The organism is Ruegeria sp. CDSB013 (assembly GCF_059611165.1).
On sequence record NZ_JBXWPA010000005.1, the window covers coordinates 240939 to 259204 of the forward strand.

Sequence of the window (18266 nt, forward strand, 5' to 3'; positions counted from 1 at the left end):
CAGGAAAACCGCGGGCGGTCAGGAATTATTGCTGCGGTGACGCGCGTTTTATGAGAAACGCATCTACGGCTAGCTGGGTTTCGGGGCGGGTGTTTTCGATCCCCTCGTAGGGCGCGCCATATGCTGGAGGCACATCCGGGAATTTTTCCTTTCGTGCCATGTGACGACCCAAGATGCGCACAAATTCCTGGCCGCCCCATGCGCCAACCTCGGTCGAGACTGAAAATTCTTCACGAGTATCTCGATAGAGGTCAAAGAACTTGGCCGCGATCGGGTTCTTGCCCGGAGGCGGCAAGATGAGTTTGAGCTGATCCTTGACGATCGCCTCGGGTTTTTTGTCCGAATAGATGATCACGTGATCGCGACGCGATTTGGATTCATCGTCGAAAAGTAGCGCAGCGGATTGATCCACTCCGTCAATCAGGCGGTCGCGCGGTATGAACTCATCAGCACCGGCAAAGCGCGACAAGGTGGTATAAAGGTCCGAGACGTGGATGATACTGTTGAGCAGCCCGTCCGCTTCGATCATGCCGGGCCATCGGATAAAGGCGTCAACTCGTACGCCACCTTCAGTGGTGTCGGCCTTGCCGCCACGGAAGATCATCGGTGTGAACCCAGATTGCGGTGAATATTTGGTAAAATGGCCGTTGTCGCCCATTACAATAACGATGGTGTTCTCAGCCAATCCAAGCTCGTCAATCTTGGCAAAGAGATCTCCAAGCCATTGGTCAAGTAGCTGCATTTTGTCGACATAAAGGCCGCCATTTGCGCTTTTTGGTCCGGTCCGGCCGGTCCGTGTGTTGTCCAGTGGGATCATCGGCCAGTATTGCAGGAAGAACTGATCCTCGCCACCAGCCAAGCGCTCTAGTTCTTCCATGGTCTTGTCTTGGAAGGCTTGGTTCATCTCGTCATACTTGGCCGCGTTCCAACGTTCGCCGGGTTTCATCCTAATTTCGCGGATGGGACCCCCGGCCTCGCCTTCAATCACGGTCATCATGGCCGAGGCGTCGGGGCGGAACCACTTGTCGACAGTATACTTGTCGTCATAATCGTTGATGGCTACGGAAACCTGCTCCTTAATCGCGTCATCGTGGAATATGGTTAACTGCCCCTGCTGATGAATCGCATGCTGGGCATAGTCAAACCCCTGATTCATTGCCCAGCTTTCTGAAATGTCACCCATATGCCATTTGCCAACATGACTCGTGGAGTAGCCGGCCTGCTTAAGCACTTCAGCGAGTGTAATTTCGCCACCCGGCAGGCCTTCTCCGGCAATATCAACTTGTGTGTTCCCCATACCCATACGGACAGGCAGGCGTCCGGTCATTTGTGCCACGCGCGTCGGCGTGCACGATGGTTCGGTGTACATCCGAACCATCCGCATGGCCTGATCCGAGAAGTCATTAATGTTCGGTGTTTCATACCCGCGTATTGCATTCAGCTCTGGGATGCCCATATCCCCAAAGCCCAAGTCATCGATCAGCACACTGACGATATTTGGAGGGTTTCCACCGTTACTTTCCCGAAACGCAGCTAATGCTTGGTCAACGGCTGCGTCATCTTGGGCCCATTGCGATCCAAGCTGTGCTTGAAGGATATAGAATTCCGCATCGTGTTGAATTGGGTTTTCCTGCGCTTCAGCCGATAAGGCAGCAAAGCCCATCGACAACACAAAAACACACTGCAATTTCATTCCAATCTCCCCTTCAGAATACCGACTCCACGGCGCAGGCTGTTTGTCATATTGAAACATTATTATATTTGCTGTTGAAACGCTACGCCGCAAAAGCCGGGTGGAGGTAACCTCTCAATTTCTTAGGAAAGTCCGTCACACGCCGACCGTATGCCACGTGTCTTAGGGGCTAACAGGGGGGACCCCGGAAGGTTGCGCAAGACCACGCGAAATGTACGAGCGAAGCGACGTGGATGAACTGCGTGTTTCGGTTCGTCAAACACTTGGCCCGAACACCGACCATCCGGTCGCGCGAACCAGCTCCTGATATGCAATGCTGGCCAGATGCGAGTTGCCTTTTGCGTCTAGTCCTGGGCTCCAGGCTGTAACGGCTGCGATGCCTGGTACAATACACAGGATACCGCCTCCCACACCGCTTTTGGCGGGAAGCCCGACGCGGAATGCAAACTCGCCCGAGGCGTCATAAGATCCGCACATCATCATCAATGCGGTTACTCTCCGTGCGCGTTGTGCGGACAACACGGTTGACCCGTCGGCCGGGTTCTGGCCTGCGGCGGCCAAATAACGGCCAGCCACCGCCAATTGACGGCATGACATGGCGATGCTGCATTGGCGGAAATACAGCGACAGAACATCTTCGACTGGCGCTTTTAGGTTTCCCTCGGCCTTCATGAAATGCGCAAGTGCCCGGTTTCTGGACCCTGTCCGCATCTCAGATTCTGCAACGGCCTTGTCCACTTGAATGGACTGATCCTCTGCGAGCGTTCGGCACAGATTCAGTACGTCGTTGACCGCCTCATCAGAACTTCGGTCTTCAAGCAGAACGTCGGCCACGACAATGGCGCCGGGGTTAATAAACGGGTTTCTGGGAATTCCGCGTTCATGTTCGAGCTGGACGATGGAATTGAACGGATCGCCTGAAGGCTCTCGGCCTACCCGCTGCCAAAGGGTCGCGCCTACACGTTGAAGGGCTTCCGTCAGCGAAAAGACCTTTGAGATGCTTTGTATCGAAAACAGCGTGTCCGCGTTTCCGGCCGATACAGGCACGCCGTCAATGGGCGCGACGGCGATGCCGAACTGGTTCAGGTCAACCGTGGCAAGCTCGGGAATGTACTGGGCAACCTTCCCGCGGTCAGACATACCTGCGACGCGGTCGGCAATGTCATCCAGAATGACCTGCAACTCACCGGTTTCAATCACGCTGGGTCTCGGCATATGCCTCCTCCGTCCAGACCGAGTGATCAACGCCCTTGTCAAATTCAGGGAATTTGCTTGCCACAAAGCGGGGCTCAAGATTCTGTCTGCGCTGTGCGAAATAGTCCACGGTCAGTTTGTACACCGTGCCCGACAGCAGCACGATGGCGACCAGGTTGATGGTTGCCATTACACCCATGGCTGCGTCTGCAAAATTGAACACTGTGCTGACCGCTTGCACAGCGCCCCAGACGACCATGGCAAGACAACCCAGGCGCAAAATGTAGATGGGCACTTTGCCTTCCAGCTTCAGAAACGTCATGGCGTTTTCTGCGTATGAGTAATTGCCCAATATCGACGTAAAGCCAAAAAACACGATTGCGATTGCGATAAAATGGCGGCCGATCTCACCCAGATGGACCGCTGCCGCATCCTGAGTTAGCCGCATGCCGGTGGCCCCGTCCGGTTCGATAGCGCCAGACAGCAGGATCAGCAATGCGGTCGCGGTGGCGACCAGTATCGTATCCACGAAACAGCCAAACGCCTGAACCAAACCCTGGCTCGAAGGGTGGTGCGGTTCCGGGGTAGCAACGGCTGCGATGTTGGGGGCCGAACCCATGCCGGCCTCGTTTGAAAACAATCCGCGCTTGATGCCATTGAGCGCTGCGGCCATTACGCCACCCGTGACGCCGCCTGCGGCCTCCTGAAGGCCAAAGGCCCCTGCAACGATGGACCACAGCATTGCAGGCACCTGTGGCAGGTTCAGGACAACGACGACACAGGCCAGCAACAGGTACAGCCCGGCCATGAGTGGGACGACGATTTCGGCAAATCGCGCAATGGTTCGGATGCCGCCAAAGATGACCACAGCCGCCGCCGCTGCCAACGCCAGACCGGCAATCAATTTGTTCAGCCCAAACGCGCCTTCGAACGCCTCAGCGATTGAGTTGGATTGGACGGCGACAAAAACCAGGCCGAAACTGACGATCAGGCAGATCGAAAAGATCACCCCGGCCCAGGGCGCGTTCAGGGCATTGGCCATATAAAAAGCAGGACCGCCACGGAACCGTCCGTTTGAAGACGTGACCTTGTAAAGCTGCGCCAGTGTGCTTTCGGAATAAGCCGTGGCCATACCGACCAGGGCCACGATCCACATCCAGAAGATTGCGCCAGGGCCACCCAAGGTTAAAGCCACCGCGACACCGGCCAGATTCCCAGTGCCAACGCGTGACGCCAGACTAACGGTCAGTGCCTGAAACGGTGTAATTCCGCGTTTGTCAGTGGATTTGGACGAGGTCAGAACACTGATCATCTCGCCGAAATGTAGAAACTGCAGCGCGCCCAGACGAATGGTAAAAAATATGCCGACGCCGAGCAACCCGTAGATCAGGACGTAGTTCCAAAGAATAGTGTTAATGCCGTTAACAATTGCTTCCACCGTCCGCCTCCTGAGAACTCAAACCGTTCGAAAAAGCAGCTAAAATACTATGCTTATTCTTTCATCATGCACGAAGGGAGGGTTGTCGAGTCAAGCTTCAAACCCGAAAATCGGCGAAACGCCCGGACATATACAATTGATTTAGCGATAAGAATTCATTCGGGTGACGACTTTTTGCGCGGCTTCAACTACAGACTGACCTGCGTGTTCCGAAGGTTGTAAGCGCGCTGCGAAAAGCGCATTCGGGGCACAGACCGTCCCGAATGCCATAGTCATAGAAGCGTCCAGATGAAGTGTGCTTTGCCTATTCAGCGGCCATCTGTGCCGAAGGTGTCGACATCGAAATCACGCGCTCGTCTTCGGTCATATCTTCTTCGATCCCGTCGAAAAGTGGTGTGGAGAGATAGCGCTCGCCCGTGTCTGGCAACATCACCAGAAAAACGGATCCCTGCGGGGCTTGCTCGGCCACTTTCATAGCAACAGCAAGCGTCGAGCCACCAGATATTCCCGTAAAAATCCCTTCTTCCGACGCCAGCCGTCTGGACCATTCAATCCCCTCGGCACCGGGGACAGGGATCAATTCATCATAGTAATCCTTGTCGATCGCCTCTTGCAGAACCCATGGGATAAAGTCTGGGGTCCAGCCCTGAATGGGGTGAGGTTCAAAATTCGGATGGCTTTCCGTGGGTTGGTGGCCCTCGTTGCGGGTGTTTGTATAACCCGATGACACAATCGCCGCGTTGGCGGGTTCTGTTAGGATGATTTTCGTGCCGGGGCGCTCTGCGCGAAGAACGCGTGCGACACCGGAAACGGTCCCGCCGGTGCCATAGCCGGTGACCCAGTAGTCCAGCCGCTCACCTTCGAAATCTGCCATGATTTCTCGGGCAGTGGTGTTCTCGTGAATATCGGCATTTGCCGACGTCTCGAACTGGCTGGCCAGAAACCATCCATTCTGTTCGGCAAGTTCCTTGGCTTTGACATACATGCCAAAGCCCTTTTGAGCGCGCGGCGTCAGCACGACCTTTGCCCCCAGAAAGCGCATCAGCTTGCGGCGCTCGACCGAAAAGCTGTCGGCCATGGTCAGGACCAGGGGATACCCTTTGGCAGCACACACCATCGCAAGGCCGATCCCGGTGTTGCCGGATGTGGCCTCGACCACAGTCTGGCCGGGCTTCAGCCGCCCGTCACGTTCCGCCGCCTCGATAATGTTCAGCGCGAGACGATCCTTGACCGAAGCTGCAGGATTGAAAGCCTCGAATTTCACATAGACCGTCACATGCGACGGCGCGATCTTGTTGATGCGTATGCAGGGCGTGTCACCTACGGTGTCGAGAACGCTGTCATAAAGCCGTTTGCGTCCCTCAGTCTGTCGAATTCCCATGGCGGGGTCCCTCTTTTGGTTGGCAAAATCCGTGCCAGTTTATACCAATTTCGCTGCTTCGGCGCTTTAAACATTTGTCTTGGAGGTGACCGACGAAGTCCCGTACTGAACCGCCAGTTCAGGATGCCCATAAGCTTTTGGGTACGTCATCGGCACGAATGGGCCTGCGGGAATGACACCATTCCAGCTTCGACCAAAGTACCCTTGCCGACAGTGATCCAGCGAACTGCTGGTTGCCACCCCGGGCAGATCATGGACGCGACAAAGCCAGCGCCAGAGAAACGGGTAGTCAAGGATCTTGGCGCCATTCAGCTTCATGCGCAGGTAGTAAACCGGGTCGTGGCGGTAGAGCGTCGGGAAAAGGCGCAGATCGGCTTCTGTATATCGGTCCCCGGTCAGAAAAGGTCTGCCATCGCTGGCCAAGCGGTCTTCCAACTGCGCCAATGTTTTGAAGTATGTCCCGAAACTGGCGACATAGACGTTTTGATCAGACGAGAACCCGGCCTTGTATGCCCCGTTGTTGATGGCGACGTAGATTTGCACGTTCAGTTCGTCAATTTCAGCCCGGATCGCAGGATCATCCGGGTAGAGGTTGGGCCGGTTGGCTTCATTGCAGTAGCTGCCCAGCAGCGCTGCATTGCCATTCAGCATTCGAATGATCTCGGCGCTTTCATTGTTCACGATACGGCCGGCTATTTTGTCATACAGGATTGGGACTGAACGTTCTTCTGAGCCTTCAGCCCGGTAAATTTCGCGAACCAACCTGAAACCTTGTCCCGTTGCGGTTTCCAAGGTGCATTCAGGCAACGTTGCCCCAGTTGCTGAAGCAACAAGCTCGGGGGCGAACTGCCAGTTGTTCGGACCCTCTGGGTCGTCTTCTGTGGTGCGATTGGGAAAGGCCACATCCATCGAAATGCTGTCCTGCAAACCCAACACATTGCGCGCCAGCGTCACCCGATGACACCATGGGCAATTCAGCGCAACAAACAGGTGATAGCGCCCTGGTTCAGCCGGGAACTCTGGATCGCCGATAGCATGTCGGAAGCCACTGACGCCGCGCACGAACTCTCCTCGTGCGCGGCGCTCTGCGGCATTGGCCTGATCTTCCTGTTTGGATTGATCGGTCATGCTTGGCTTTAACCTCTTAGCCGGTGGTGAAGGATGATTGGGACGGCAAGGTCTTCCTCATCGCTCAGGTGCCGTTTCAGAAAGGCCTCGATGGCCTCTGAGGTGTCGCGCAGAGATCCGACTTCGGATCGGGCCTGAGCCTCATCCAATTGAATGAGCTTGATCACACGATTGGCCGTCCTTGTGTATTGGTCAAGAACCAGATCGAGATCGGCATGGTCTTTTTCCAAAACCTCTAGCCCGGCGTCAAAACGGGCATCCGCAGCAGAAAGCTCGGGGAAGTAGCTATGATCTTCCCAACCGTGATGGCCGTGCAAGTTTCCAACAAGCGCGTTTCCGTAATAGGACAGGCGCGCGGCATACTCTTCGGGGGAAAGGTCCTTTTCAAGATAGCTTTCTGCATCGGAGCGAACCAGCCGGGCAAGGCGCCGAAACATCAGATGGGCACCCAGCCAGTGGCGGGTTTTCTCGGTGAAGCCAGGGTGTGCTTCCCAGCTGTCGCGTGGATATTGATCGAGCAAGATCTGCATCTCGCCCGGCATATCAGCGGTGCGAATGTTGTATGTATCAAGCATGCGCTTACTCCTTTCCGCAAACATGTGTGTGGAAAACTCGTACCGTTAGGCTCAAAGGTGCACAGTTGGTGTCTATCACTGCACATCGTTAGTTTTGTGTCGCTCAAATTTGCCAGTTTGGTGCGCATGCCAAGCTCTGGCGGAATAAACCAGAAGTTCAGCCGAGGAAATTGCGCTGCATAGCGAGAGTTTGGACCCTGCGGTAAAGCGGCATTTCGCCACCCTCGGTGGCAGGCGCATTTCTCCCTTTTTGAAATTATGGTCGGTACGGCGTTCTCGCTGATGTTGAGCCGTGATGCGGCTGTTCGAATGATTTGAAAATCTCTCAGGAAATCAACGAGATCGCATGGATCGACAAACAATGAATGCGACCGCAAACCCTGAGTGTTCAGAGGTTTATGAAGTCGCGAAAAAAATCAGATATGATAGGCGTGAAAGTAATCGAGAGGGTACTCATCAACCACAGAACATTTCTTGGTATTTTCAACTTTGGCATAACAACAGCATGAGACAGGTTGCCGAACTCTACGGGGTCAACGTTGGTCTCTTCAGACGCCAGCAACCTGCGGCTACGCGTGTCCCCGGCTTAGACCCGACGGCAAAATGCTCAATTCCACCTTTGCTCGCTAGAGATGCACAGCGGCTAGCAGCGTCCGAATAGCGCAAGGCATCCCTCCGAGTAGCAGCATCGCCCGTTCCAGTGTCACGCCTGTCCGGTCCGGGAATCCAATCAGCACAGGCGGGTTATCGACGTGCGACCTACCTTGGGACTTAGGGAAGAGGGGCACAAGACGCACCATCTGCGCATCCGTTAGAGAGAAAAGATCAGACATGTTCACCGCTCGGTGTTCGAACCGGGACACACGAAGCCCAATGGAAATCAATGGGTCCTGCGCCTAATAGATAGTGCTCACTGCAGAATAGAGCCTGCGAAATCGCCTCAACCGCTGGAAGAGCGTGGCCATGTCAGCGGGCTCGAACCGATCCGTTGTTGGTGGCTGAAGCGCTAGATCGGCTTTGCCCAAAGCACCATTTCCACAGGCTGCCAGACGGGCAGCGCCATAGGCCGGACCGGAACTCGCGCCTTCCGAACGCAAAATGGGCTTGCCCGTCACCGTAGCGATCAGGCCCAGCAGGAGATCCGATTGACTGCCTCCTCCAATAGCTGCCAGTTCCGGAAGGTTGTCTATCGTGTCTCCAAAGCTCTGCGCGGCATCGGCAAAACAAAAAGCAATTGCTTCGACTACGGAACGGCAGAGATCCGCGCGCGTTGTCGAATCCTCAAGACCAAAGAAACAGGCGCGAATATGCGGATCCCCGAGGGGACTGCGTTCACCTGTCAAATACGGCAGGAAAATCGGCCCGCGATCACCGCTGACCGTTTCAGCAAGCGCAACAACTTCGGCAGCGGACAGCGCCAGTTGGCCGCCAATCCAAGAAATTGGCCTTGCGCCGTTCAGCATAGCGGCCATTTGATACCAACGGTCGGGCAATGTGTGCGCAAACGCATGCACATAGCGTTCAGGATTGGGCTTGAACCGATGGTCCGCCACGAACAACTGGCCGGACGTCCCCAGAGAAATGAACCCACGTCCCGGTTCGGTGGCGCCCAGAGATACCGCCCCTGTTGCTGCGTCTCCGCCTCCGGCAACGACGGGCACGCCGGGTTTCAGCCCGGTTTCAGCTGCGGCTTGCGCCGTCACGGTTCCGACGACGACGTGACCGTCGAAAACCTGCGGCAGCCAATCGGGCGCGACATCTGTGGCTTCGGCAACTCCGACATGCCATTTTCGCGATGCCTGATCGAGCCACATTGTACCGGCTGCATCGGACGTGTCGGTTGCCAACTCTCCATGCAGGCATAACCCGATGTAATCCTTGGGCAGCAGGATATGAGCAAGTCGGGCATAGTGTGCCGGCTCATGTTGTTTCAACCAGGCGATTTTGGGTGCCGTGAAACCCGGCAAAGGGAGGACGCCAGAGATATGACCAATCTGCGGCTGGGCTGCGCGCAGTTCATCGCATTCACGTACCGCTCTGCTGTCATTCCACAGGATCGCCGGGCGGATCGGGCGCAGATCGCGATCCAGCAAAACGGCCCCATGCATCTGACCGGACAACCCGATGGCCTGCACCTCAGACAGCGTGACTTGTTTTGCAAGTTGGCTCAATGCATCGCGTGTCGCCTGCCACCAAATATCCGGGTGCTGCTCTGACCAACCAGGCTGCGGCGAGGAAGTCTTTATGTCTATTGAAGACGTTGCAAGAATTCGATCGGTATCCGCACAGACAAGTTTGACCGCTGACGTTCCGATATCAATCCCGAGAAACATTCAATCCCCTTGCCCGCAGAAACGCCCGGACCTTGCAATGCTATTGATTTTTTAGCGCGCGCAAAGAATATGTAAAAATATGATAAGATCAAGGCGGCTCAGATCCGCAGGCAGACTGACATGACCAAAATAAAGAATATGGAAGAGTTCGCCGCCCTCAGTGGCATCTCGCGGCCTACGGTATCCAAGTACTTTCACGATCCCGACAGCGTTCGCCCGACAACGCGGGCCCGTATCGAAGAGGCGCTGGAGCGGTTCGACTATCGCCCCAATATTTATGCGGTGAACCAGAACCGGAAGCTAACCAAGAATATCGGCATCGTAGTGCCCTATCTGGCTGATCCGTTCTTTGCTGAAATCGCGCGCTATTTGGAACAAAGCTGTATCGCGGCGGGGTATCGTCCGTCCCTCTTTAGCTCTCATGGTGAACAAAAACTGGAAAACGACATTCTGGACGGGCTGCAATCCATGAAGCCTGCCGGGGTTTTGTTGGCGCCATTGGGACGGACCTCAGACCAATCAGTGATCGAGAGATTCTGCGCGAATGTGCCGACTGTTTTGTTCGACAGTAACCTTGATGGTCTGGGTGCCGCGTTTATCGGGTCGGACAATTTCAGCTTTGTGTCGCAAACCGTGGAATACATGATCCGGACGGGCGAGCCCCCGTCATTCTTCGAAATGCGAACGCCTGCAAACCCGAACGCCAATAAACGCCGAAAAGCCTATGTTGAAGTCATGGAGCGTCTCGGGTTCGAGCCGCATATCATCAAAGTCGACGGTAAGGGCTGGGCGTTTGAAGAGATCGGTCACAAGGGTGCGCTGAAAGTTCTGGCGGAAAATGAGCTGCGAACAAACTCGGTCCTGTGCAGCAATGACCGGCTGGCAATCGGTTTTCTGGCGGCTTGCTACGAACAAGGGATTCGGGTCGGTCGACGGGACGATTGCGAGCTGCGTCTGGCTTCAAATGACGATCATCCCTTCGCAAAATTTACGTGCCCCTCTCTGACCACGGCTGCGCATGACTATGACAACGTGGCCGGGCGTAGCGTCGAAACTCTGTTCGAACTCATTGAAAGTGGAGGGAAATTTGAAACTCGGTCGGAAACGTTGTTCCCTGCAAGGCTGGTTTTAAGGGATTCCGCGTAATCTTAAAATTTAACGCGCGTAAAGTTTTCATTGACGCCGCGACAATTATTGCATTACGTTCTCTGTACGACATCCAAGCTCAGGGAGGACAGGGATGTATTTGAGAAACGCACTTCGTGCGGCGACTGCAATGACACTCGTCGCGACGGCAGCAGCTCATGCGGATACCTTAACAATAGCGACCGTAAACAACGGCGACATGATCCGGATGCAGGGCTATACCGATAAATTCACCGAGGCGACCGGCATTGACGTCGAATGGGTGACGTTGGAAGAAAACGTGCTGCGTCAGCGCGTAACGACCGACATCACGACCAAAGGCGGTACGTTCGACATCATGACGATCGGCATGTATGAGACGCCGATCTGGGGCGCGAATGGCTGGCTGGTACCGCTGGATGGCCTGTCCGAAGAATACGACGTTGGTGACATTCTGCCAGCGATGGCAGGTGGGTTGAGCCATGACGGAACGCTTTTCGCGGCGCCGTTCTATGGTGAAAGCTCGATGATCATGTACCGCACTGACCTTATGGAAAAGGCGGGCATGGAAATGCCTGATGCGCCGACCTGGCAGTTCATCAAAGAAGCCGCCGCCGCGATGACCGACCGCGACGCCGAGATCAACGGCATCTGCCTTCGCGGCAAAGCCGGTTGGGGTGAAGGCGGAGCCTTTATCACTGCGATGTCCAATTCATTCGGTGCCCGCTGGTTCGACGAAGAATGGAAGCCTCAGTTCGATCAGCCCGAGTGGGCAGATACACTGAATTTCTACGTTGAAATGATGAACGAATCCGGTCCTGCCGGCTATGCCACCAATGGGTTTAACGAAAACCTGTCGCTGTTCCAGCAGGGCAAATGCGGCATGTGGATCGACGCAACAGTTGCGGCGTCTTTCGTGACCAACCCTGACGACTCTACGGTCGCGGATCACGTAGGATTTGCGCTGGCACCTGACACCGGATTGGGCAAGCGGTCCAACTGGCTTTGGGCGTGGGCACTGGCTATTCCTGCTGGCACACAGCAAGAAGATGCTGCCAAGCAATTCATCGAATGGGCGACCTCAAAGGACTACATTGAGCTAGTGGCCGAAAGCGAAGGATGGGCAAACGTTCCCCCGGGTGCACGTACGTCTCTGTACGAGAATCCGGAATACCAAAAGGTTCCGTTCGCCAAGATGACACTGGACTCAATCCTGTCAGCTGATCCGAACAGCCCGACGGTGAAACCCGTCCCGTATGTCGGCATCCAGTTTGCCGCGATCCCGGAATTCGCAGGCATCGCCACACAGGTGAGCCAGGAGTTCTCGGCGGTATATGCCGGACAGCAAACGGTTGAGGAGGCACTTGCCAAAGCGCAGGCTTTCACAGCCGAAGAAATGGAAGCCGCCGGTTACTGAGGCATCCTCCCAACGGGTGGGCAGAGGTCTGCCCCCCCGTTCAACCCTTCCACAATTCGCGTTTTTCTCGCAGGCTGAGTTACGCCTGAACAGAGAGGGTTTGCGTTATGGCTACTCAACATTCTCGATCAGTTGCCCGCCTGATGATGGCACCCGCAGTGGTCCTGCTGCTTGGCTGGATGCTCGTGCCTCTGACGATGACGCTGTATTTTTCTTTCAAGAAGTACCTTCCGCTGCGTGGAGGCGATCTGGGTTGGGTCGGGTTCGACAACTACGTTCGTTTCGTATCCTCCAGTTCCTTCTGGCCCGCGGTCCAAGCAACATTAGTAATCGTTGGCGGCGTGCTGGTGATTACGGTCATTCTGGGCATTCTGCTGGCCATGCTGCTGGATCAGCCCATGTGGGGGCAGGGCGTTGTCCGCATCCTTGTGATCGCGCCATTCTTTGTCATGCCGACCGTATCAGCGCTGGTCTGGAAGAACATGTTCATGGACCCGGTGAACGGTTTGCTGGCCCATCTATGGCGCTTTTTCGGGGCCGAGCCGATTTCGTGGCTGTCCGAGGCTTCGATGACCTCGATCGTTATGATCGTTTCCTGGCAGTGGCTTCCCTTTGCGACGCTGATCCTGCTGACGGCTATCCAGTCTCTGGACAGTGAACAGCTGGAAGCGGCCGAGATGGACGGCGCGCCGGTGCTAAAACGCTTCTATCACATCATTCTGCCGCATCTTGGTCGCGCCATTACGATTGTGATCCTGATTCAGACGATTTTTCTACTGTCGATTTTCGCCGAGATTTTCGTGACCACCGGCGGCGCCTTCGGCACCCGTACACTGACCTACATGATCTTCCAGCGCGTGTTGGAAAGCCAGAACGTTGGCCTCGGATCAGCCGGTGGTGTCTATGCAATCATCCTTGCCAATATCGTTGCCATCTTCCTGATGCGCATCGTCGGCAAAAACCTGGACGCGTGAGGAGACAAAACCATGGCCCGCACCGTCACGACACAACGCAAAACACTAAACACTGCCCTTGCCTGGGCCGTAGGTCTGCTGATCTTTTTCCCAATCCTCTGGACGATCCTGACCAGCTTCAAGACCGAGGCACAGGCGATTGCAAGCCCACCGATCTTCCTCAACTTCGACTGGACGCTCGAAAACTACGCCATCGTGCAGGAACGCTCTGACTATATGCGGTTCCTGTGGAATTCGGTCATCATCGCAGGCGGATCGACCGTTCTGGGTGTGATCGTCGCGATACCCGCAGCCTGGGCGATGGCGTTTGTTCCGTCCAAACGCACCAAGGACATTCTGTTGTGGATGCTGTCCACAAAGATGTTGCCCGCAGTTGGTGTTCTGTACCCAATTTACTTGCTGTTCATTCAGTTGGGTTTGCTGGACAGTCGCGGTGGGCTGGTCGTGGTGCTGATGCTGATCAATCTGCCGATCATCGTCTGGATGCTCTACACCTATTTCCGCGAAATTCCGGGGGAAATCCTCGAAGCGGCACGGATGGATGGTGCGACGCTGAAAGAGGAAATCCTTTATATCCTGACACCCATGGCCATCCCCGGCATCGCATCGACCGTTCTACTGAACTTCATCCTGGCCTGGAACGAGGCGTTCTGGACCCTAAACCTGACGGCCGTCGATGCGGCCCCACTTACTGCATTTATCGCCAGCTATTCCAGCCCCGAAGGCTTGTTCTTTGCCAAGCTCAGCGCGGCCTCGACCATGGCGATTGCACCCATCCTGATCCTTGGCTGGTTCAGCCAGAAACAACTTGTCCGCGGCCTGACTTTCGGCGCTGTGAAATAAGGAAGACTTCGTATGGGACGTATTCAACTCAAGTCCGTGACCAAAAGCTTCGGCGACGTAGAGGTCATTCCCCCGCTGGATCTGACCATCGAAGATGGCGAGTTCACCGTATTTGTCGGCCCCTCGGGTTGCGGCAAGTCCACTCTGCTGCGACTGATTGCGGGACTGGAAGACATGACCTCTGGCTCCATCGACATTGACGGCGCCGACGCAACAGACGTGCCGCCTGCCAAACGCGGGCTGGCGATGGTGTTCCAATCCTACGCCTTGTACCCGCACATGACCGTTCGCAAAAACATCGCATTTCCGCTGCGCATGGCGAAACTGGACCAGGCCGAGATCGACAAACGGGTCGAAGGTGCGGCGAGCGTTCTGAACCTGACTGACTACCTGGATCGCCGTCCCGGCCAACTGTCTGGCGGGCAACGTCAAAGGGTGGCCATCGGTCGGGCCATTGTACGCGAACCGGCTGCGTTCCTGTTTGATGAGCCGCTGTCGAACCTGGACGCCGCCTTGCGCGTTGGCATGCGGCTGGAAATCAGCGAACTGCACGAACGTCTGGCGACTACGATGATCTACGTCACCCACGATCAGGTCGAAGCCATGACTATGGCCGACAAGATCGTTGTGCTTCAGGCAGGTGTGATCGAACAGGTAGGCAGCCCGTTGGAGCTGTACCGTACGCCGCGCAACCTGTTTGTTGCAGGCTTCATCGGTTCGCCCAAGATGAACTTCATCGAAGGCCCCGAAGCGGAAAAGCTCGGTTCCCAAACCATCGGAATTCGCCCTGAACACATTGCGGTGTCTGAATCTGAAGGAGACTGGTCCGGCGTCGTAAGCGTTTCTGAGCACCTTGGTTCGGACACTTTCTTCCACGTCCACGAAACAGGGTTGGCCGAGACCATCACCGTCCGTGCAGATGGCGAGGTTAACTTTCGCCACGGTGACCGAATCCATCTGACACCACGACCGGATGTCATCCACCGGTTTGACGCGAAAGGCTTGCGGATCGAATGACGCGCCTGGCAGGCAAAACCGCCCTGATCACCGGGGCAGCGAGAGGCATTGGACTGGCGTTTGCCAAGGCTTATGTGGCGGAGGGCGCACGCGTCGCCATCGCCGATATAGACATGCAGCGCGCGCAGAGCGCTGCAACTGAGATCGGCGCAGCCGCGTTGGCCGTCGAGATGGACGTGACCAGCCAACAAAGCATTGAAGACGCCGTTGCTCGAACGGCGGCACATTTTGGCCCAATTGACGTTCTGATCAACAATGCGGCCATCTTCTCCGCCGCTCCAATCGTTGAAATTGAGCGCGCTGACTACAATCGCGTTTTTGACATCAACGTTGCTGGCGCGCTGTTTACGATGCAGGCCGTCGCGCGCCACATGATTGATCGCGGAACCAAAGGTCGGATCATCAACATGGCGTCGCAGGCCGGGCGCAGGGGCGAGCCATTGGTCGCCGTGTACTGTGCCAGCAAAGCCGCGATCATATCCTTGACCCAATCGGCCGGGCTGGACCTGATCTCTCACGGGATCAACGTGAATGCGATTGCCCCTGGTGTTGTCGATGGCGAGCACTGGGATGGTGTTGATGCGTTTTTCGCAAAGCACGAAGGCAAACCACTGGGTCAGAAGAAACGCGAAGTGGCTGCAGCCGTTCCTTTTGGCCGAATGGGCCGCGCCGAAGATCTGACCGGGATGGCCGTGTTTCTGGCTTCTGACGATGCCAAGTACATCGTCGCACAAACCTACAATGTCGATGGCGGAAACTGGATGAGCTGATGGATCCTGTGGCGAATGCAAACCCTCCTGTATGGTTACGGCGAAATACCCTTTCAGACCTGCCTGCGACGGTCAGAACCCCGGTGTATGAGCGTTCGGATCTGACGCCCGGCATCGTCCATATCGGACTTGGCAATTTTCATCGCGCGCATCAGGCTTGGTATGTTCACCAGTTGATGCAGTTGGGCCAGGCCCATGACTGGGCAATCATCGGGGCCGGTGTCCGAAGCTATGACGCCGACATGCGAGAACGACTGCTGGCGCAGGACTGCCTGACAACGCTGATCGAACTGGACCCAAAAGGAATGTCCGCCGAAGTGATTGGTCCGATGATCGACTACCTTCCAATCGAAGACAACAATGCCGCGCTTATCCGGACGATGGCGGACCCTGCCATACGAATTGTGTCGCTGACTGTAACTGAAGGTGGATATTTTCCGGACGCCAACACTGATGCGTTCGATACGGATCACGCAGACATTCGTCACGATGCCGAGAACCCGGACCAGCCGCGCACAGCTTTCGGCGCTATTGTCGCGGCGCTCAGGCAACGGCGTACAAATGGCTTGAAACCCTTTACTGCGCTCAGCTGCGATAATCTTCAGGGCAACGGTGGAATTCTGCGAACCTGCGTTGTTGGTTTGGCGCGTCTATCCGACCCGGATCTGGCCGATTGGATCGATCAGAATGGCGCGTTCCCAAACTCGATGGTTGACTGCATCGTGCCCGCAACGACCGAGCAGGTCGTATTGCAATGCCGCACACTGGGCGTCGACGACCGCGTACCAGTCACGCATGAGAACTTTCGCCAATGGGTGATTGAGGACGATTTCTGCGCCGGGCGACCGCCCCTCGAAGAGGTCGGAGTAACACTGACGCAGGACGTCCACAGCTACGAAGCGATGAAACTGCGCATATTAAATGGAGGTCACCAGCTGCTCGCAAATGTCGGCGAGATTCTGAATGTGCCCACGATTTCAGACTGCATGCGGGACCCGGACATCGTGGCGTTTTTCGGAAAAGTTCAGACAGAAGAGATTTTGCCTCATGTCGAAGCTGTTCCCGGGACGACAGCAAAAGAGTACCTCGGGTTGGTTAAGAGGCGATTTGCCAACACTGCCATTCACGATACAACACGTCGGGTCGCATTTGACGGGTCGGCGCGACATCCCGGGTTCCTACTACCGTCGCTGCGCGCAGCAACTGCGTCTGGCTCTTCGGTAAATGGGCTCGCGTTGGCCGAAGCATTCTGGTGCCGGATGTGCGTAGGTGTTCGTGAAGATGGCTCCGAAATCGCCCCGAATGACCCCCAATGGGAGAAACTACATAAAACCGCACAGGCGTCCAAAGCCGACCCACAGCTTTGGCTCGAACAAAGCCAATATGGCGGTGAATTTGGCCGCGGCACAAAGTTTTCTGAAGCCTTTGCCTGGTGGCTAACCGGGATCTGGCAGAGTGGCAGTCGAGCAGTTTTAACTGAATATGTCTCTAACGGCTCAATGCCACACTAAATTAGTGTCACTCAGGTTATTCAATTGCGGACACATCTTTCTTTTTTCGCCGGCTAAGGGTTGTCGCAAATTGCCTTGCTGCTTCGGCATCCATAGGATGCACAGCCTGCCCTCCAATCTTTGCTGCAACTTCCCTTGCGATCCGAACAGGGCGCGATAAGTCACTGCCCCGTATCTCGATTTGAAGGTGTTCGAGCTCGGCGCGCAGGTGCGAGATTTGTGCTTCAGCATCGAAGGCTGGATAAGAGAAGTTGCTGAGTAACAATTCGAATTGGCTTCGAACAATCTCTCGTGAAATGGCGTGGATGGCGCCCAGCGTTGCTGGCGTTGTAGGTTCGATGATAATTTTCTTTTCTTTTCTTTTTCCCCGGGCACTGGAGCAGGGATCCCCAATGCAGGTGTGGGAGGGACGTGAGTCTTGCTTCGCCCAGACAGAAACGAGATTGAGAACCGGTTTGATTGTTTTTTCGTTTGCCCAAAGGGGCTTTGGTTCACGTTAGCTGTTTGGCAATCACGCGACAGCCGGGCAATCGTGCCAGCATCTATTTTAAACCGATCCACTGATTTTATTGAATTTTTCATGGAAAGTGGCTGGGGTGGTAGGATTCGAACCTACGGTACACTGTACCAAAAACAGTTGCCTTACCACTTGGCTACACCCCAACGGTGAGGCGCTGTCTACGATTGTTGATCGGTGGGTTCAAGACCTTTCGGGTAAAAAAATGAGTGCGGATTAAAAAAAATCTGAAGGCGCTAATCGAAGATCTGAGAGTGGCTTGTTTTCATAGGTAAGGTGTTCGATCTTGCTGAGATCGGGTCGTCTGAAAGCACTGCAGAATGTATGCGGAATGAGTAGCCCATTGGCCT

Annotated in this window: 14 protein-coding genes, 1 tRNA gene and 1 pseudogene; 7 read left to right on the forward strand and 9 right to left on the reverse strand. The window is 55.5% G+C overall.

The annotated features are described in order from the left end of the window. Nucleotides 1-25: 25 nt before the first annotated feature. The 8 genes and pseudogenes from AC2FJF_RS11480 to xylB form a co-directional block, all read right to left on the reverse strand. Nucleotides 26-1693 (reverse strand): sulfatase-like hydrolase/transferase, encoded by a 1668-nt coding sequence (locus tag AC2FJF_RS11480; RefSeq protein WP_496707009.1) that lies wholly within the window; start codon nucleotides 1691-1693, stop codon nucleotides 26-28. Between the two features lie 255 nt (nucleotides 1694-1948). Next, nucleotides 1949-2908: a glutaminase gene (locus tag AC2FJF_RS11485; protein WP_496725526.1), complete on the reverse strand. Its 960-nt coding sequence runs from the start codon at nucleotides 2906-2908 to the stop codon at nucleotides 1949-1951. Beyond that, on the reverse strand, nucleotides 2886-4325 hold the full coding sequence (locus AC2FJF_RS11490; protein WP_496725527.1) for an alanine/glycine:cation symporter family protein: 1440 nt from the start codon (nucleotides 4323-4325) through the stop codon (nucleotides 2886-2888). Before AC2FJF_RS11490 ends, AC2FJF_RS11485 begins: the two co-directional genes overlap by 23 nt. Nucleotides 4326-4629: 304 nt before the next feature. Beyond that, the gene (locus tag AC2FJF_RS11495) at nucleotides 4630-5706 is read right to left on the reverse strand and encodes a PLP-dependent cysteine synthase family protein (protein ID WP_496725528.1); all 1077 of its coding nucleotides are present in this window, start codon (nucleotides 5704-5706) and stop codon (nucleotides 4630-4632) included. 66 nt (nucleotides 5707-5772) lie between these two features. Then, nucleotides 5773-6834, reverse strand: coding sequence for a glutathione S-transferase C-terminal domain-containing protein (locus tag AC2FJF_RS11500; protein ID WP_496725529.1), 1062 nt, complete (start codon nucleotides 6832-6834; stop codon nucleotides 5773-5775). A gap of 8 nt (nucleotides 6835-6842) precedes the next feature. After that, entirely contained in the window at nucleotides 6843-7409 is a 567-nt protein-coding gene (locus AC2FJF_RS11505) for a hemerythrin domain-containing protein (RefSeq protein ID WP_496725530.1), read from the reverse strand. Between the two features lie 704 nt (nucleotides 7410-8113). Continuing rightward, nucleotides 8114-8242: pseudogene (locus AC2FJF_RS11510) on the reverse strand (IS5/IS1182 family transposase); the annotation flags it as partial. A 63-nt stretch (nucleotides 8243-8305) separates the two neighbouring features. Beyond that, the gene (gene xylB, locus AC2FJF_RS11515) at nucleotides 8306-9742 is read right to left on the reverse strand and encodes a xylulokinase (RefSeq protein WP_496725531.1); all 1437 of its coding nucleotides are present in this window, start codon (nucleotides 9740-9742) and stop codon (nucleotides 8306-8308) included. Between the two features lie 120 nt (nucleotides 9743-9862). On the opposite strand from xylB, the gene AC2FJF_RS11520 reads away from it, so the two are divergent. From AC2FJF_RS11520 to AC2FJF_RS11550, 7 genes are all read left to right on the forward strand, one after another. Then, nucleotides 9863-10888, forward strand: coding sequence for a LacI family DNA-binding transcriptional regulator (locus tag AC2FJF_RS11520; RefSeq protein ID WP_496725532.1), 1026 nt, complete (start codon nucleotides 9863-9865; stop codon nucleotides 10886-10888). A 94-nt stretch (nucleotides 10889-10982) separates the two neighbouring features. Beyond that, on the forward strand, nucleotides 10983-12284 hold the full coding sequence (locus tag AC2FJF_RS11525; RefSeq protein WP_282120191.1) for an ABC transporter substrate-binding protein: 1302 nt from the start codon (nucleotides 10983-10985) through the stop codon (nucleotides 12282-12284). Nucleotides 12285-12391: 107 nt separating this feature from the next. Beyond that, nucleotides 12392-13258: a carbohydrate ABC transporter permease gene (locus AC2FJF_RS11530; RefSeq protein ID WP_108859810.1), complete on the forward strand. Its 867-nt coding sequence runs from the start codon at nucleotides 12392-12394 to the stop codon at nucleotides 13256-13258. Nucleotides 13259-13270: 12 nt separating this feature from the next. Beyond that, on the forward strand, nucleotides 13271-14101 hold the full coding sequence (locus AC2FJF_RS11535; protein ID WP_113791433.1) for a carbohydrate ABC transporter permease: 831 nt from the start codon (nucleotides 13271-13273) through the stop codon (nucleotides 14099-14101). Between the two features lie 12 nt (nucleotides 14102-14113). Continuing rightward, nucleotides 14114-15118 (forward strand): ABC transporter ATP-binding protein, encoded by a 1005-nt coding sequence (locus tag AC2FJF_RS11540; protein WP_496725533.1) that lies wholly within the window; start codon nucleotides 14114-14116, stop codon nucleotides 15116-15118. Then, the gene (locus AC2FJF_RS11545; protein WP_496725534.1) at nucleotides 15115-15888 is read left to right on the forward strand and encodes an L-iditol 2-dehydrogenase; all 774 of its coding nucleotides are present in this window, start codon (nucleotides 15115-15117) and stop codon (nucleotides 15886-15888) included. The genes AC2FJF_RS11540 and AC2FJF_RS11545 overlap by 4 nt, the downstream gene beginning before the upstream one ends. Continuing rightward, a complete protein-coding gene (locus tag AC2FJF_RS11550) occupies nucleotides 15888-17399 on the forward strand; it encodes a mannitol dehydrogenase family protein (protein ID WP_496725535.1) in 1512 nt (503 codons plus the stop codon). The genes AC2FJF_RS11545 and AC2FJF_RS11550 overlap by 1 nt, the downstream gene beginning before the upstream one ends. 588 nt (nucleotides 17400-17987) lie before the next feature. Here the strand turns inward: AC2FJF_RS11550 and AC2FJF_RS11555 are convergent. Beyond that, nucleotides 17988-18062 (reverse strand) — tRNA-Gln (locus AC2FJF_RS11555). Between the last annotated feature and the right edge of the window lie 204 nt (nucleotides 18063-18266).